Genomic DNA, 15125 nt, shown 5'->3' on the forward strand with positions numbered 1-15125 from the left:
GTGGATCGCAAGGCGGAGGGTCGGCCTCGTACTGGGCGTACTCGGACGATCCCGACAACGCGGCGAGGCGCGGTGCCAGGCGTCGCGGGCCCGCGAAGATCGGCAGGACAGGGCCTCAGCCCTGTCCGGCGGCTTCGGCGCGGGTGAGGGCCACGTCGAGGACGACCAGGAGGGCGTCGCGGACGGAGCCGGTCTCGCGGGCGTCGAAGACGACGAGGGGGGTGTGGTCGGAGACGTCGAGGGCCCAGCGGACCTCGTCCAGCGTGTGCTGGACCTCGCCGTCAAAGGCATTGACGGCGACGGCGAACGGGATGTCCTTGTGCTCGAAGTAGTCCACCGCCGCGTAGCAGTCGTCCAGGCGGCGGGTGTCCACGATCACCAGGCCGCCGAGGGCGCCCTGGACCACGTCGTCCCACATGAAGCCGAACCGCTCCTGGCCCGGGGTGCCGAACAAATAGAGCTTCAGGGTCGGGTCGATGGTGATGCAGCCGAAGTCCATGGCGACCGTGGTGGTGGTCTTGCCGGGGGTGTGGGTGAGGTCGTCCACGCCCGCCGCGACCTCCGTGATGGCCGCCTCCGTGGTCAGCGGCCGGATCTCGGAGATCGAGCCCACCGCCGTGGTCTTGCCGACCCCGAAGCCGCCGGCGATGACCAGCTTGACCGGCAGGGGCGGTTGTTCAGCCGCTGTCACGGAGTGTGCCCCGTGAGTCGGGGACGGCACGGAGACCATCGATAACCCTTCGCAGTACGGAGATGTCCTGGGTTGTCCTGGCGTTCGGCACGTGGACCACCAGATATCCGGCGGTGCACAGGTCGTCCGCCAGGACCCGGACCACGTTGAGGTGGAGTCGCAGCCGGGCCGCCAGCTCCGCCACCGACTGCGGGTGCCGGCAGGCGGCGACGATGTCGTGGCGTTCGAAGGTCAGCGACCGCAGGGCCGTCAGCCCCTCCGGCGTCGTCACGATCTGGGTCTCGACCGGGAGCGGTGGAGCGGTGCCGCTCCCCGACACCCTCCCCGCGGTCAGCAGGAAGGGGCGGATGGCGGGGGCGCGGCCCACCGCGTCCACCGGAGTGTCCGCCGACGCGCCCGTGGCTTCCGCCGCCTCCGCTTCGTGCGGTGCCGGTTCACCGGCGGCCATCTTCACCCCTCCCTTGCCCTGTGCCCTGCCTTGCCCTGTGCCCCGCGGAACGGGTCAGCCGGTGGCGCCCGCGCTCTTCTTCAGCTCCAGGACGAGCTGGGGAGTGAGCGCGGCTCCCGCCCGGTTGGCGAACAGGGTCATCTCATAAGCGATGTTGCCCAGCTTCGCCTCCTTGGAGGTCACCACGCCGAGCACGGCACCGCAGCCGATGGACGACACCAGCACATGGCCGCCCTCCAGATCGATGATGACCTTGTTGAGGCCGCCGAGGCCGTAGTTGCCGGACGCACCGGCGGCAAGGCTCGTCACGCCGGAGACGATCGCGGCGAGCCGCTCGGAGTCGGCCTGCTCACGCAGTTGGGAGACGGCGATCAGCAGACCGTCGGAGGACACCGCGATGGCGTCGACCACACCCGCGGTCTGGGTGGCGAAGCGGTCGAGCAGCCAGGTGAAGTCCGCCGCGGCGGCTCGCAGATCAGTGGACTCGTCCGCCACCGAACCGGTGTTATCAGTCGGCGTGTTCACTGCCCGACTCCTTCCGGAAAAGCTGATGTGTCGAGGGAGGTGTGGGGGCGTGTTGGTCCGCCGGGGGGCCGTCCTGTTCGGCATCCCGCTCCGCCCGGCGTACGGCCGCCTCGAACTCGTCGAGTTCGGAGCGGACCTCGTCGGCGTCGGCGTCCGGACGTACGGCCGCCACCGCCCTGGCGGCCGGTGCGGCGGTCTTGTCGAGCGTCGCGCCCCGTACCCGGCGCCGCAGTGGACGGACGGCGGAGGCGGCCGACGGAGTGGGCACCGGCTCCGGCTCGTTCGTACGGGCTGGGACGCGCTTCGGGAGGCCGGAGTCCGTCGTCGCCGCGGTGGTTGCCGCGGGGGGCAGCGGCACCCGCTGCTCGCTCCGCTCCGGTGTCGGCTCCGGCAGGGGTTCCACCGCGCGTTCCGGCGTGGGCTCCGGCGCCGTCTCCTCCCCCGGTCCCATCCTCAGCAACAGTGTCGACGGCAGCCACACCGTGCCCGTGACCCCGCCGCCCGGTGTCCGGCCCAGGGTGACCCGGATGCCCGAGCGGCGGGCCAGACCGCCGACCACGAACAGGCCGAGCACCTTGGTCGGTACCAGGTCCAGCCGCTCCCGGCGCACCAGCCGGGCGTTCTCCTCGGCGAGGCGCTCCGCACTCATACCGAGGCCGTGGTCGATGACCTCGACCAGCGCACCGCCGTCGGCCGTCACATCGGTGCCGGGCCGGACGACCACCTCGATGGGGGTGTCGGCCGGGGAGAACGCGACCGCGTTCTCCAGCAGTTCGGCGAGCATCAGCGTCAGGTCGCCCATGATGTCGGGGACGACCGTGACCTCGGTCTCGGACCGCAGGGACACCCGCTGGTAGCCCTCGATCTGGCCGAGCGCCGCGCGGATGACGTCGGCCAGGGTGGTCGGCCGCGCGTCCAGTTCGGATTCGCGGATTCCGGCGAGCAGCATCAGGCTGTCGGCATTGCGCTGGAGGCGTACCGCGATGTGGTCGATGCGGTACATCCGTTCCAGGATGTCGGGCGCGGTCTCCTCGCGTTCGACGGCGTCGATCAGCATCAGCTGGCGAGTGGTGAGGTTGCTGACCCGTCGGCCGACGTTGCCGAACATCTCGCCGACGTTACGGCGGCTGATCACCTGACGTTCCAGCAGCGCCGCGGCGGTGACCTGCACCTGGTTGAACGCCTCGGCCAGATCGCCGATCTCGTCGCGCACCGGGACGGGGATCGGCCGCGGCCGCAGCGGGGCATCCGCGGACTCGTCGTCGTCGTCGACCTTGGCGAGTTCCTCGTCCGCCACCTTGACCACCTGGTGGGCCGCACCGGTCAGGGCCGCCAGGGGCCGTACGACCGAGCGGCGGACCAGGAGGGAGAAGCCGAACCAGACGGCGAAGCCGAGTACGGCGAGGCCGAGCAGCCCCAGTGCCTTGTACAGGGCGGTGTCGGAGAGGTGGTCGGCGCGGGCGGCGATGTCGTCGGTGAGCGCACGGGTGATGTCGAGACGGGCCTCGGCCTGGTGCGTCTCCTCGGTCATCGCGTCGTGCAGCTGGCTCGACGACTGGCCCTGGAGGGAGCCGGGATCGATCTGGAGCTCGGCGAACCGGTCCTCGATGCCGTGCTCCTCGGAACTCCGCTCGATTCCGTCCATCCGCAGGACCTGGGACGGGTCGGCGATCCTGGCGAAGCGTTCCGACTGTTCCTCGAAGATCCGGTGGGCGCCGACCGCGCGGGTGTACTCGGTGATCGCGTTGGCGTCCCGGGTCTGGGCGGAGAACACCCCGCCCTCGAAGGCCGCGTGGGCGGCGTCGGCGCGCAGCACCGCGTCGAGCAGCGCGATGACCGAGGCGGAGGAGGTGCCGGTGTAGCGGTCGAGCCCGATGCCGTCGATCAGATAGCCGACGGCGGCGGCGTACGCGGGGTCGATCTCGGCGGCGGGGACCGAGCCCCGTTCGACCTTGTCCCGCAGCACGCTGAGGCGCTGGACGTAGCCGAGGGCGCGCGACTCCTCCTTGGACAGCTCGGAGCCGAACACGGAGCGCACGGCGTCCGCCTCGTGCTCGGTGACGCGCTGCGCCCGGTCGTAGTCCGTGGTGGACGGCAGGGCGGCGCCGGGGCCGGCGGCCTCCTGCCGCACGGCCAGCAGCAGGGCTTCCCGGTGCTCGGCCTGGACGTCGTTGATCAGCTGGGTGACCTGTTGGCTGTCCCGCACCAGCTGGGCGACCCGGTCGGCGTCCCGGGCCTCTTCCACCTGGCCGTAGACGCCCACGCCGAGGAGAACGCCGACGACCGCGATCGGCACGATCACCAGGACGTTGAGTTTCCGGCGGAACGGCCATCGGTCGAGGAGGGCGTCCGTCCGCAGACGGGACCGCGGGCTGTGCGGGTCGCGTCCGGACGGGTCCGGTTCGCGTGGGTGATCCGGTGTGTCCACAGACACCCAGGTCCTCCTTCGATGTGCTCCTGAGCCGTGACCGAGGTGTGGTTGTGCTGCCGAGATGGGTTGTGTGCCGAGGGGTTGTTGCTGTCGACCGCCGACAGCCGGGAACATGACGCCAACACGATGCACGGGCGGACCGCGACCGTCGGAATCACGCCATAGACCCGACCGGCGGTGAACACTACCGTCTGCGCGCGCCCATGCAAGACGGGGCGGGGCAACCGCCACCGAATGTCCATGGTTTATTGGGTTTGGGTCGCCTTCCGTTCGCCTCGCGCCCGGCGAAACGTTCCCCCGTAGCGGCCGGGTGTCCGTACGGTGACCATCGGAGGGGACCCGAGGACATCACATGGACTGGCTTGTTCGTTACCATGCGCGGGCCCCCCGAGCCCGTTCCGTCCGCAACTTTCGCCCCTCCGTGCCCTGCGAGGAGATCCGTGCACCCCACCCGCAAGGCGGTCCTGACGTCCGTCGTGCTCCTGGCCGTGGCCGCCACCGGCTGTGAACCCGGCGGCGCCACCGCGTCCCACCGGACCTCCGCCGGGCCCGGATGCCCCACCGCGCTCGCCAAGGCAAAGCAGGCGGTCAAGAAGGCGCAGGACGTGGACGCCCCCTGGCGGGGCCCCACCACCGGGCCGAAGGCAGTGCGCGGCAAGAGCGTGGTCTACATCCCCCAGACGCTGAGCAATCCCGGTCCCGTGGGTGTCGCGCAGGGCGTCCAGGAGGCCGCGTCGATCCTCGGCTGGCACGCCCGCACCATCAACGGCAAGGGCACGCCCACCGCTCTCCGCTCCGCCTTCAAGCGGGCTCTCGCCCTCAAGCCCGACGGCATCGTCATCGGCGGCTTCGACCCCAAGAGCGTGGCGGACGAGCTGGAACGGGCCAACGCGTTGGGCATCGAGGTGATCGGCTGGCATGCCGCCGCCACTCCCGGCCCCAGCGTGAAACCCAAGCTGTTCACCAATGTGACCTCCCGGGTGGAGGACGTGGCGAGGATCAGCGCCGACTGGATCATCGCCCGGTCCAACGGCCGTGCCGGGGTCGTGCTGTTCACCGACGCGACCGTGCCCTTCGCCAAGAACAAGTCCGACCTCATCAAGAAGCAGCTCGCCACCTGCTCCGATGTGAAGCTGCTGAGCTACCAGAACATCCCCATCCCCGAGGCCAACCGGCGCACCCTCGGGGAGGTCCGCGCCCTGCTCTCCCGCTTCGGCGACAAGTGGACCGACTCGGCCGCCATCAACGACCTGTACTTCCGGCACAGCGCCGCCGCCCTGCGCGCCGCCGGCAAGGACGGCGCGGGCGCCCCGTACAACATCGGTGCGGGGGACGGCGATCCGTCGGCCTTCCAGCGCATCAACGGCAGCCAGTTCCAGACCGCGACCGTGCCCGAACCGCTCTCCGAGCAGGGCTGGCAGATCATCGACGAGTTCAACCGCGCCTTCGCGGGCCGTTCGCCCAGCGGCTATGTGGCCCCCGTCCACATCACCACGGCCGCCAACAGCGGCGGCGCGCTGTCGTGGGACTCCGAGGGGTACCGTCAGGCGTACCGGAAGATCTGGGGCAAGTAGCCCGATGACGGTCGACCACGGGGGCGCGGCGGCTTTTGCGTACGACGAGGTACCGGACAGCCCGCGCCGGCCGCGGCATCGCCATTGACCTCACCGCCGGCGCCGCGCTCGGCACGGAGCCGCCATCCCATGGCGAGCGGGTCTCCGAGCGGGTGTGGCTGGACACCACCCCGGTACGCGAGCACCCCCGGGACGACCGTTCGGGACTGCGGCTGACGGCGGACGAGGCGGCCCGGCTACGGCCGGGGCTGGCCCTGGCGGCCGACGCGATCGAGGCGCGGACCGCCGGGCGGTATGTCCTGGTCACGGTCGAGCGGGTGCTGTTCAACGAGGCCCACTTCCAGCCGGAGGGGCTGACGGCGGCCCTTCTGGCCTGGGCCGAGGAGGAGTTCGAGCTGCCCGCCCACCCGGGCGGGGTCTCCTTCGACGAGTCGGCCCGTCGGTTCGTCTTCACCTGGCCCGAGCCCGGCGGCCGTCCCTGACGGTCCAGCACGCGGTGAGTGATGGCCCGGCCCCACCGATTTCCGTCCCCGAGGCCGGGCCTACAGTCGCTGCCATGGACTGGGTCGAGCGGGTGCGCACCTTACGGCAGTGGTCGGGCAACGGGGTACGGGCTCCGCACAAACCGCTGCTGATGCTGTACGCCCTGGGGCGGTTCCAGCAGGCGCCCGAACAGGACCTGCGCTATACGGAGGTCGAGCGGGACCTCAAGGATCTGCTGCGCGACTTCGGACCTCCACGCACGTCCTCGCCCTCCTACCCGTTCCACCACCTGGAGAGTGACGGGGTGTGGGAGGTGCGCACCGACCACGGCCACGGCAGTCCGGGATCGACCGTGGGAGTACTGCGGTCGAGCGGGGCGCGCGGGCAGTTGGCCCCGGAGCTGCGGTCCGCGCTGGCCACGGATCCGCTGCTGCTGGGACGGCTGACACATCTGCTGCTGGACACCCACTTCCCGCCCTCGCTGCACGCCGATATCGCCGCCGCCGTGCGGCTCGACCTGGAGGACGTCGAGGAGGCGCGGCGGGTGACGGTCTCGGTACGGGACCGTCGGCGGGCGGCGGAGCTGCGGCGCGAGGTGCTGAGCGCCTACGCGTACCGCTGTGCGTTCTGCGGGTTCGACGGGGCGATCGGCCGGGTGCCCGTCGGGCTGGAGGCCGCCCATGTGCGGTGGTGGGCCTTCCGCGGCGCCAACTCGCTGCACAACGCGCTGTGTCTGTGCTCCCTGCACCACAGGCTCTTCGACCGGGGTGTGCTGGGCCTCGACCCCGCTCGGCGGATCAGGGTCTCGGACAGGTTCACCGGGCGTGGCCGGGCGGCGCGCGACCAGGTCCTCGAACTGGCCGGCCGCGAGGTCGAAGAGCCGCGCCGCGGCAGCGAGCCGATCGCGTCGGAGAACATCGCCTGGCACAGCGAGCAGGTGTTCCGGGGCGAGGCCCGGACAGCCGGGCCCGTCGCCACCGGCTGAGGTCCCCGGAGGCCGCACACCCCAGGGAGGCTTCCGCGGCGGCTACCGGCGGGGCCGCGTCCGAAGCGCTCTGCCGTGGGCGAATCTGCTCGGGGCCAAGAACACTGACGGAGGGCCACCGGGCGGCCGACAGTGGTGACACCGCGGCACCACCCGCCGCGGTCGACCACGGGAGGTCCGATGTCACCACTCATCACCGGCCGGGATCCGGCCCTGAACCCCCGCGCCATGGAGGGCGATACGTCCCCGACGCGGTTCGACGACCATCTGGCCGCGCAGCTCCTCACCCAGCGCATCGTCGTCCTCAACACCCAGGTGGACGATGTCTCCGCGAACCGGGTGTGCGCCCAGCTGCTGCTGCTCTCGGCGGAGGATCCGCGGACCGACATCAGCCTGTACATCAACAGTCCGGGCGGCTCGGTGACGGCCGGGCTGGCCATCTACGACACCATGCAGCTGATCCCCAACGACGTGACGACGCTCGCCATGGGATTCGCCGCGAGCATGGGGCAGTTCCTGCTCTGCGTCGGCACGGCGGGCAAGCGCTTCGCGCTGCCCAACGCGCGGATCATGATGCATCAGCCGTCGGCCGGGATCGGCGGGACGGCCGCCGACATCGCGATCCAGGCCGAGAACCTGGAGTTCACCAAGAAGGCCATCGAGCGGATCACCGCGGCGCACACCGGCCAGACCGAGGAGACCATCTCCCGCGACGGCGATCGCGACCGGTGGTTCACGGCGGAGCAGGCCAAGGAGTACGGCATGGTCGACCGGATCGTCGAGAACCTCGACGATGTGCGGCCGGGCGGAGCACGACAGCGGATGGGGATCTGAAATGAGCCAGTACACGATTCCGACCGTGGTCGAGCGCACCACGCAGGGCGAGCGGGCCTACGACATCTACAGCCGGCTGTTGTCCGAGCGGATCATCTTCCTCGGCACCGAGATCGACGACGGGGTCGCCAATGTGGTCATCGCGCAGCTGCTCCACCTCGAGTCGGCCGGCTCGGAGCAGGAGATCGCGATCTACATCAACTCGCCCGGCGGCTCGTACACCTCGCTCATGGCGATCTACGACACGATGACCTTCGTCTCCGCGCCGATCTCCACGTTCTGCGTCGGCCAGGCCGCCTCGACGGCGGCGGTGCTGCTGGCCGGAGGGGACCCCGGGCGGCGGTTCATCCTGGAGCACGCCCGGGTGCTGCTGGGGCAGCCCGCGAGCGGTGGCCGCCAGGGCACCGTCTCCGATCTCAGCCTCCAGGCCAAGGAGATGCTCCGGATCCGCTCGCAGGTGGAGGAGGTGCTGGCCCGGCACACCCCGCACGACATCGCCACCCTGCGCGAGGACATGGACCGCGACAAGGTCTTCACGGCACAGGAGGCGGTCGCGTACGGGCTGGCCGACCAAGTGCTCAGCCGCCGGAGGGTGTCCGCGGCCTTCGCCGCCTGAGGACGGGCGCCGACCGGCGCCGACCCGCACCGACAGGCGGCTCAGGCGCCTCAGGCGGCGAGCCGCACCTCGCCCTGGTACCGGGAGGTACCCGTGACCCGGTGGCCGCCGGTGCGCCGGCCGCGCAGCTCGGCGAGGGCCGTGGTGCTGGTCACCTCGGCCGGCTCCGCCGTCGTGAGCTCGGCCTCGTCGCCCCGTGTGCGCTCGTCCGCCGCCCCCAGGGGCCGCCGCCGGGCGCGCGGGGCGATGGCACGGGCCAGCTCGTCATGGGCGAGGGCGAGCACATCGGCCAGGCCGAGCCCCAGGGCGTGCGCGGCGGCCGCGAGCACCTCGGACGACGCCTCCTTGCGGCCGCGCTCCAGCTCCGAGAGGTACGGCATCGAGATCCGGGCCGCGTCGGCCACGTCCTTGAGCGTGCGCTGCTGGGCGCGGCGCTCGCGGCGCAGCACCCCGCCGACCACATGGCGCCACAGGGGCTCCCTGGGCGCCGCGTCCGGAGGCGCGGTCTCCCGCGGCGCGGTGGTCGGCGGCGGCGCGGTGGCCGGACGCAGCGGAATGACGCGGGCTGGGTTCGTCGCGTAGCTGCTCACCCCCTCAGCGTAGGAGTGTTGGGCCCGGGAGGAAGGCCGTGGCGTTCCGCCCCCCGCGAAATCGGCTCCCGGCGAAGGGAGGTTGCGTGCGGTGCGCCGCCAGCGGTCCGGCACGCCCGCGATCCGGAATTCCTGTGCGGGGTAGCCGTTCGGGTCATCATGGACGACATTCCGGAGTGGAAGCCGACAACAACACGCCGGGATCGGGTCGTTGACCCCACCGCATTGCACGGCACGGAAAGCCGGAAATCATCCGCAGGTCAGCGGAAATGTTCTGGAGGATTGTTTCCGGAAAGCATGGAATTCCCGTGAGCGCTGCTGCCAGGATCACGTGTCTCATCTCTTTTGATCTCGGAATCACAGGAATCTCGGTGCATAAATCGACTTCGATCGCCGCCGCCGCTGTCGCGGTGCTGGCGCTCACCCTGACCGGCTGCGGCGACGACGCGAAGGACTCGGCGTCGCCGGGCAAGAAGGACAAGGTGGCCGCCGATCGGACCACGGGCAAGGGCAAGACCTCCTCCTCGCCCAGCGCGGACGACAAGGCGAGCGCCACACCCCGTCCGAGCCGTTCGGGCGGCGCCGACAAGGGCCCCGCCACCAGCGCCACTCCGCGCCCCACCCGTAGCTCCGCCGCCCCGGCGCCCGCTCCCACCCGCACGCGCACCAAGACGGCCGCTCCCGCCCGCCCCGCCGGTCCGTCGAGTGCCCAGGGCACCTGGTACGTCCCCGTCAGCGGGACGAACGGCCTGGCGACCCTGAACGTCAGCGGTACGTCGTGGACCATGGCATACGGCGGCAAGTCCTGCTCCGGGACCATCAACTCCGGGATGGCCATCTCCAGCACCTGCGCCGGGGAGACCTCGAGCGGCACCGCCGTGGTGAGCAACGGCGGCGAGAATCTCACCTTCAACTGGACCAGCGGCGAACCCGATCGCTTCGTCCGCACCAGGCCCACGGGCTGACAGCGCCCTGCCCAGCACGGCGCGCAGGGCTACGCGGTGGGCCGCTGAACCGGGGAGGGGCCCACCGGGTCAGCTCCGGGCGGCCAACTCCCGCAGCTTCGCGGCGGTCCCCGCCGCGTCGTAGTCCGGGCCGACCCCGTCCACCAAGATCAGATCACCCGGGATGTGGTCGGTCCGCAGCGGCAGGATCTCCTGGTACGCGGGCGACTCGTACCACGCGCGGACCTCGGCCTTCCCGGGGAACTCGAGCAGCACCACATGCCCCGGCCAACTGCCCTCCACCACCTCCACCTCGGCCCCGTGGATGAGGAAGCGGCCGCCGAAGGGGTCCATGGTGGCCTGGATACGCTCCATGTACGCGAAGACGTCGGCGTGCGAGCTGCCGGTGCGCAGATGCGCGAGGGCGTAGGCGGGCATGGCTCCTCCAGGGCTTTTGGTCGGGTCCGGGGTCTGAGGTCCGGGGTCTGGGGTTGTCCCCCGCTGACATCCACCACCCTGCCGTGCCCCGGGAGCAGGGTCGATTACCTCCGGCGTAACGGCGCACGGACCCCGCTGTCAGTCGGCGATCCCCAGGTCCTCCCGCATGATCCGCCGCATCTCCGAGAGCCGGGGCTCGGCGTCCTTCAGCCGGAGCAGCGCGGTGGCGGCGGTCTCGCCGTCCCGGGCGAGCCCCCGGTCGATCCGCTTGGCCACGGCGTCGATGCCGGCCAGGACCTTGTTGACCTCACGGGAGGCGGCCAGCACTCTCTCGGGGACGATCATCTGCGCCTCGGCATAGCGGTCCCGGTAGTCCCGCCGGACCTCCTCGACCTGGACCCGGTCCTCGTCGGTGTAGACACCGTCCCGGATCCGGTGCAGCGCGTCCTTGAGTAAGGTGTGGAACTGCCGGGAGGCCCGGTTCATCCCCGTGTACGCGGCCCGGCGGTCCTCGTAACGCCGTCGGCGCTCCTCGGCCCGCGCCTCCTCCAGGCGCTGGCGCACGGTGAGCCGCTGGTGGAGCAGTGGTGCGAAGAGGGTGCCGAGGACACCGACCACTGCGCTGATCATCGCTGCTATGACGGCGGACACCCACCGCATCCTAGGTCCTGTCCTGCCGACGACCCGGCGGGCCGTTCCGCCCCACCTCGAACCTCCCCGAGGGCCCTGTGGGCGCTCCCTTCCCGCTCGTACGGCGGCACCACGGCACGGTGCGGACCGCCGGGCGCCACCGGCCGGGGCGGTCCGCGGCGCGGCCACGGGGGTGTCGCGCGGCGGCAGCCCCTGTCCGTCCGGGCCCGGGGCACGGCACAGTCCTACCCGCCCCCGCCGGCCCAGGGCCCGGACGGCTTCCGCTTCGCCGCCGCGTGGTCAGGAGCCCCGGATCGTGGTCAGGACCCCAGGATCGTGGTGAGGAACTCCCCGGTCCAGGCCAGCAACTCCCGCCCCACCAGCGGCTTTCCACCGATCCTCGCCGTCGCCGGCCGGGGCACCAGCACCTGCTTGGTGGCGGGCTTGATCACCGTACGGGGGTGGAGCCGCTTGAGCCGCAGCTCCTGCGACTCCCGCAACTCCACCGGGCTGAAGCGGATGTTGGAGCCCTGGAGGGTGATGTCGCTGACCCCGCAGGCCCGCGCCAGCAGCCTCAGCCCGGCGACCAGCAGCAGGTTCTCCACCGGTTCGGGCAGCTTGCCGTAGCGGTCGGTGAGCTCCTCGCGCACCGCGCGGATGTCGTCCTCGCCGGTGGCGGCGGCGATGGCGCGGTACGCCTGGAGCCGCAGCCGCTCGCCGGGGGCGTAGTCGTGCGGGACGTGTGCGTCGACCGGCAGCTCGATCTTGACCTCCAGCGGGGCCTCCTCGACCTCTCCGCCGCCCGCCTCCAGGGCCGCGCGGTAGTCGGCGACGGCCTCGCCGACCATCCGTACGTACAGGTCGAAGCCGACGCCCGCGATATGGCCGGACTGTTCGCCGCCGAGCAGATTGCCCGCGCCGCGGATCTCCAGGTCCTTCATCGCGACATACATACCGGCGCCCATCTCGGTGTGCTGGGCGATGGTGGCCAGCCGCTCGTGGGCGGTCTCGGTGAGCGGCTTCTCCGGCGGGTAGAGGAAGTAGGCGTAGCCGCGCTCGCGGCCCCGGCCGACCCGGCCGCGCAGCTGGTGCAGCTGGGAGAGGCCGAAGTTGTCACCGCGCTCGACGATGAGGGTGTTGGCGTTGGAGATGTCGATCCCGGACTCGACGATGGTCGTGGAGACCAGGACGTCGAACTTCTTCTCCCAGAAGTCGACGACCACCTGCTCCAGCACGTTCTCCGACATCTGGCCGTGGGCGGTGGCGATCCGCGCCTCGGGGACGATCTCGCGGAGCTTGGCCGCGGCCCGGTCGATGGACTCCACCCGGTTGTGGATGTAGAAGACCTGGCCCTCGCGGAGCAGTTCACGGCGGATGGCCGCGCCGATCTGCTTCTGCTCGTAGGGGCCGACGAAGGTCAGCACCGGGTGGCGCTCCTCCGGCGGGGTGGTGATCGTGGACATCTCGCGGATGCCGGTGACCGCCATCTCCAGGGTGCGCGGGATGGGGGTGGCGGACATGGTCAGCACATCCACATTGGCCCGGAGCTTCTTCAGCTGTTCCTTGTGCTCGACGCCGAAGCGCTGCTCCTCGTCGACGATGACCAGGCCGAGGTCCTTGAACTTGGTTTCGGAGGAGAAGAGCCGGTGCGTGCCGATGACGATGTCGACCGAGCCGTCCCGCAGCCCCTCCAGGACCGCCTTGGCCTCGGTGTCGGTCTGGAAGCGGGAGAGTGCCTTGACGACCACCGGGAACTGGCCGTAGCGGTCACCGAAGGTGCCGAAGTGCTGCTGGACCAGGAGAGTGGTGGGCACCAGCACGGCGACCTGCTTGCCGTCCTGCACCGCCTTGAACGCCGCCCGCACCGCGATCTCGGTCTTGCCGTAGCCGACGTCGCCGCAGATCAGCCGGTCCATCGGAACCGACTTCTCCATGTCCTCCTTGACCTCGCCGATGGTGGTCAGCTGGTCGGGGGTCTCGGCGTACGGGAAGGCGTCCTCCAGCTCCCGCTGCCAGGGGGTGTCCGCGCCGAAGGCGTGGCCGGGGGCGGCCATCCGCGCCGAGTAGAGCTTGATGAGATCGGCGGCGATCTCCTTGACCGCCTTCTTGGCGCGCGCCTTGGTCTTGGTCCAGTCGGCGCCGCCGAGCCGGTGCAGGGTGGGGGCCTCGCCGCCCACGTACTTGGTGATCTGCTCCAGCTGGTCGGTGGGGATGTAGAGCCGGTCGCCGGGCTGGCCGCGCTTGGCCGGGGCGTACTCCACGACCAGATACTCACGGGTGGCGCCCTGGACGGTGCGCTGCACCATCTCGATGTAGCGGCCGACGCCGTGCTGCTCGTGGACGATGAAGTCGCCCGCCTCCAGGGTGAGCGGATCGATGGTCTTGCGGCGCCGGGCGGGCATCCGGGCGCCGTCCTTGCCCGCCGCCTTCTGCCCGGACAGATCGGTCTCGGTGAGCACCGCCAGCTTCAGGGCGGGGTCGATGAAGCCGTAGTCGATCGAACCGCAGGCCACATGGACCACGGACGGGGAGATCCCGTCGAGGTCCGCCTCCAGCCGGGCCGCGATCCCCTCGCCGCCGAGCACCTCCACGGTGCGGGAGGCCGGGCCGTGCGCCTCGGTGACATAGATCGCCCGCCAGCCATCGGCGAGCCAGCCCTTGGTGTCGGCGAGCGCGCGGGCGGTGTCGCCGCGGTAGCTCTCCGGGGCGTGCATACCCAGCTTGAGGGTGGCATCGTCCAGCTCCTCGTCGGCCGCGAAGGGGCTCACCGACCACCACATCATGCCCAGCTCACGGGCCCGGTCCCGGACGTCCGCCAGACCCCACAGCGAGGCGGCGCCGACGTCGATCGGGGCCTCTCCGCCACCGGCCGTGGCCGCCCAGGACGCCTGGAGGAACTCCTGACTGGTGGCCACCAGGTCGGCCGCCCGGGTGCGCACCCGCTCCGGGTCGCAGACGACGGCCATGCTGCCCGCCGGGACGACGTCCAGCAGCAGTTCCATCTCGTCGACCAGGACCGGGGCCAGGGACTCCATACCCTCGACCGCGATCCCCTCGGCGATCTTGCCGAGCAGCTCGCCCAGCTCGGGGTGGTCCTCGGCCAGCGCCGCGGCCCGCTGCCGTACGTCATCGGTGAGCAGCAGCTCACGGCAGGGCGGGGCCCACAGCCCGTGCTCGGCGACCTCCAGGGACCGCTGGTCGGCGACCTTGAAGTAGCGGATCTCCTCGACGTCGTCGCCCCAGAACTCGATCCGGAGCGGATGCTCCTCGGTGGGCGGGAAGACGTCCAGGATGCCACCGCGCACGGCGAACTCACCGCGCTTCTCGACCAGTTCGACCCGGGAGTAGGCGGCGGCCGCGAGCCCGTCCACGACCTCCTCCAGATCGGCGGTCTGCCCGGCCCGCAGACTGACCGGCTCCAGCTCGCCGAGCCCCTTGACCTGCGGCTGGAGGACCGAGCGGACGGGAGCGACCACCACGGAGACCGGACCGGCCGCCGGGTCGTCCGCACGGGGGTGGGCCAGCCTGCGCAGCACGGCGAGCCGGCGGCCGACCGTGTCCGAGCGCGGGGACAGCCGCTCGTGCGGCAGCGTCTCCCAGGACGGGTACTCCACCACCCGGTCCGGTGGCAGCAGCGAACGCAGCGCGGCCGCGAGGTCCTCGGCCTCGCGGCCGGTGGCGGTCACCGCCAGGACGGGGCGGCCGGTCTCGCGCGCCAGCGCGGCGACGGCGAAGGGCCTGGCGGCGGGCGGGCCGACCAGATCGACATGGGGGCGGTTTCCGTCGGCGGCGCCGCGCACCGCCTCGGCGAGCGCGGGGTCCCGTACGACGGCGTCGAGCAGACCGGTGAGGCTCATAAAGGGGTATTCCATCCCGGAGGCGGACAACGCGAATCACCCGACACGTGACACGGGCCGGGGGTCTTCCAGAGTACGA

The 15125-nt window shown here is 71.4% G+C and carries 14 protein-coding genes; 6 read left to right on the top strand and 8 right to left on the bottom strand.

Annotation, left to right across the window (positions count from 1 at the left end; translation table 11 throughout):
• Positions 1–115 precede the first annotated feature (115 nt).
• Genes AC4BEG_RS12360 through AC4BEG_RS12375 form a run of 4 tightly spaced genes read right to left on the bottom strand, consistent with a single transcriptional unit; the run spans position 116 to position 4098 of the window.
• Positions 116–730, bottom strand: a complete 615-nt coding sequence (locus AC4BEG_RS12360; protein ID WP_490705938.1) for a GTP-binding protein — start codon at positions 728–730, stop codon at positions 116–118.
• A complete protein-coding gene (locus AC4BEG_RS12365) occupies positions 678–1139 on the bottom strand; it encodes a DUF742 domain-containing protein (protein ID WP_490705939.1) in 462 nt (153 codons plus the stop codon). Before AC4BEG_RS12365 ends, AC4BEG_RS12360 begins: the two co-directional genes overlap by 53 nt.
• A 54-nt stretch (positions 1140–1193) precedes the next feature.
• Complete coding sequence (locus tag AC4BEG_RS12370) at positions 1194–1664, bottom strand: roadblock/LC7 domain-containing protein (protein ID WP_201876465.1); 471 nt, start codon at positions 1662–1664, stop codon at positions 1194–1196.
• Complete coding sequence (locus AC4BEG_RS12375) at positions 1648–4098, bottom strand: ATP-binding protein (protein ID WP_490705940.1); 2451 nt, start codon at positions 4096–4098, stop codon at positions 1648–1650. The genes AC4BEG_RS12370 and AC4BEG_RS12375 overlap by 17 nt, the downstream gene beginning before the upstream one ends.
• A gap of 437 nt (positions 4099–4535) precedes the next feature.
• On the opposite strand from AC4BEG_RS12375, the gene AC4BEG_RS12380 reads away from it, so the two are divergent.
• The 5 genes from AC4BEG_RS12380 (at position 4536) to AC4BEG_RS12400 (ending at position 8587) form a co-directional block, all read left to right on the top strand.
• Complete coding sequence (locus AC4BEG_RS12380; RefSeq protein WP_490705941.1) at positions 4536–5669, top strand: substrate-binding domain-containing protein; 1134 nt, start codon at positions 4536–4538, stop codon at positions 5667–5669.
• A 35-nt stretch (positions 5670–5704) separates the two neighbouring features.
• Positions 5705–6151 carry a hypothetical protein gene (locus AC4BEG_RS12385; RefSeq protein ID WP_490705942.1) on the top strand — a complete coding sequence of 149 codons (447 nt, stop codon included), beginning with the start codon at positions 5705–5707 and terminating at the stop codon, positions 6149–6151.
• Between the two features lie 74 nt (positions 6152–6225).
• Positions 6226–7137 carry a phosphorothioated DNA-binding restriction endonuclease gene (locus AC4BEG_RS12390; RefSeq protein WP_490705943.1) on the top strand — a complete coding sequence of 304 codons (912 nt, stop codon included), beginning with the start codon at positions 6226–6228 and terminating at the stop codon, positions 7135–7137.
• A 180-nt stretch (positions 7138–7317) separates the two neighbouring features.
• Positions 7318–7971 (top strand): ClpP family protease, encoded by a 654-nt coding sequence (locus AC4BEG_RS12395; protein WP_490705944.1) that lies wholly within the window; start codon positions 7318–7320, stop codon positions 7969–7971.
• Position 7972: 1 nt separating this feature from the next.
• A complete protein-coding gene (locus AC4BEG_RS12400; protein ID WP_490705945.1) occupies positions 7973–8587 on the top strand; it encodes a ClpP family protease in 615 nt (204 codons plus the stop codon).
• Between the two features lie 50 nt (positions 8588–8637).
• Here the strand turns inward: AC4BEG_RS12400 and AC4BEG_RS12405 are convergent, their stop codons facing one another.
• Positions 8638–9177 (bottom strand): helix-turn-helix domain-containing protein, encoded by a 540-nt coding sequence (locus AC4BEG_RS12405; protein WP_490705946.1) that lies wholly within the window; start codon positions 9175–9177, stop codon positions 8638–8640.
• Between the two features lie 371 nt (positions 9178–9548).
• On the opposite strand from AC4BEG_RS12405, the gene AC4BEG_RS12410 reads away from it, so the two are divergent.
• Entirely contained in the window at positions 9549–10142 is a 594-nt protein-coding gene (locus tag AC4BEG_RS12410) for a hypothetical protein (RefSeq protein ID WP_490705947.1), read from the top strand.
• Between the two features lie 69 nt (positions 10143–10211).
• Here the strand turns inward: AC4BEG_RS12410 and AC4BEG_RS12415 are convergent, their stop codons facing one another.
• The 3 genes from AC4BEG_RS12415 to mfd all read right to left on the bottom strand — a co-directional run bounded on the left by AC4BEG_RS12415 (position 10212) and on the right by mfd (position 15046).
• Positions 10212–10559, bottom strand: coding sequence for a DUF1330 domain-containing protein (locus AC4BEG_RS12415; RefSeq protein ID WP_490705948.1), 348 nt, complete (start codon positions 10557–10559; stop codon positions 10212–10214).
• Positions 10560–10697: 138 nt separating this feature from the next.
• Positions 10698–11210: a hypothetical protein gene (locus AC4BEG_RS12420; protein ID WP_490705949.1), complete on the bottom strand. Its 513-nt coding sequence runs from the start codon at positions 11208–11210 to the stop codon at positions 10698–10700.
• Between the two features lie 299 nt (positions 11211–11509).
• Entirely contained in the window at positions 11510–15046 is a 3537-nt protein-coding gene (gene mfd, locus AC4BEG_RS12425) for a transcription-repair coupling factor (protein ID WP_490705950.1), read from the bottom strand.
• Between the last annotated feature and the right edge of the window lie 79 nt (positions 15047–15125).

It is taken from the genome of Streptomyces sp. JLBJ103 (assembly GCF_058215575.1).

What these genes read in the sequence shown, in the direction of transcription:
- mfd (WP_490705950.1), bottom strand. Translation starts at nt 15,046, where the DNA reads ATGAGCCTCACCGGTCTGCTCGACGCCGTCGTACGGGACCCCGCGCTC.
- AC4BEG_RS12415 (WP_490705948.1), bottom strand. Translation starts at nt 10,559, where the DNA reads ATGCCCGCCTACGCCCTCGCGCATCTGCGCACCGGCAGCTCGCACGCC.
- AC4BEG_RS12365 (WP_490705939.1), bottom strand. Translation starts at nt 1,139, where the DNA reads ATGGCCGCCGGTGAACCGGCACCGCACGAAGCGGAGGCGGCGGAAGCC.
- AC4BEG_RS12395 (WP_490705944.1), top strand. Translation starts at nt 7,318, where the DNA reads ATGTCACCACTCATCACCGGCCGGGATCCGGCCCTGAACCCCCGCGCC.
- AC4BEG_RS12390 (WP_490705943.1), top strand. Translation starts at nt 6,226, where the DNA reads ATGGACTGGGTCGAGCGGGTGCGCACCTTACGGCAGTGGTCGGGCAAC.
- AC4BEG_RS12400 (WP_490705945.1), top strand. Translation starts at nt 7,973, where the DNA reads ATGAGCCAGTACACGATTCCGACCGTGGTCGAGCGCACCACGCAGGGC.
- AC4BEG_RS12360 (WP_490705938.1), bottom strand. Translation starts at nt 730, where the DNA reads ATGGTCTCCGTGCCGTCCCCGACTCACGGGGCACACTCCGTGACAGCG.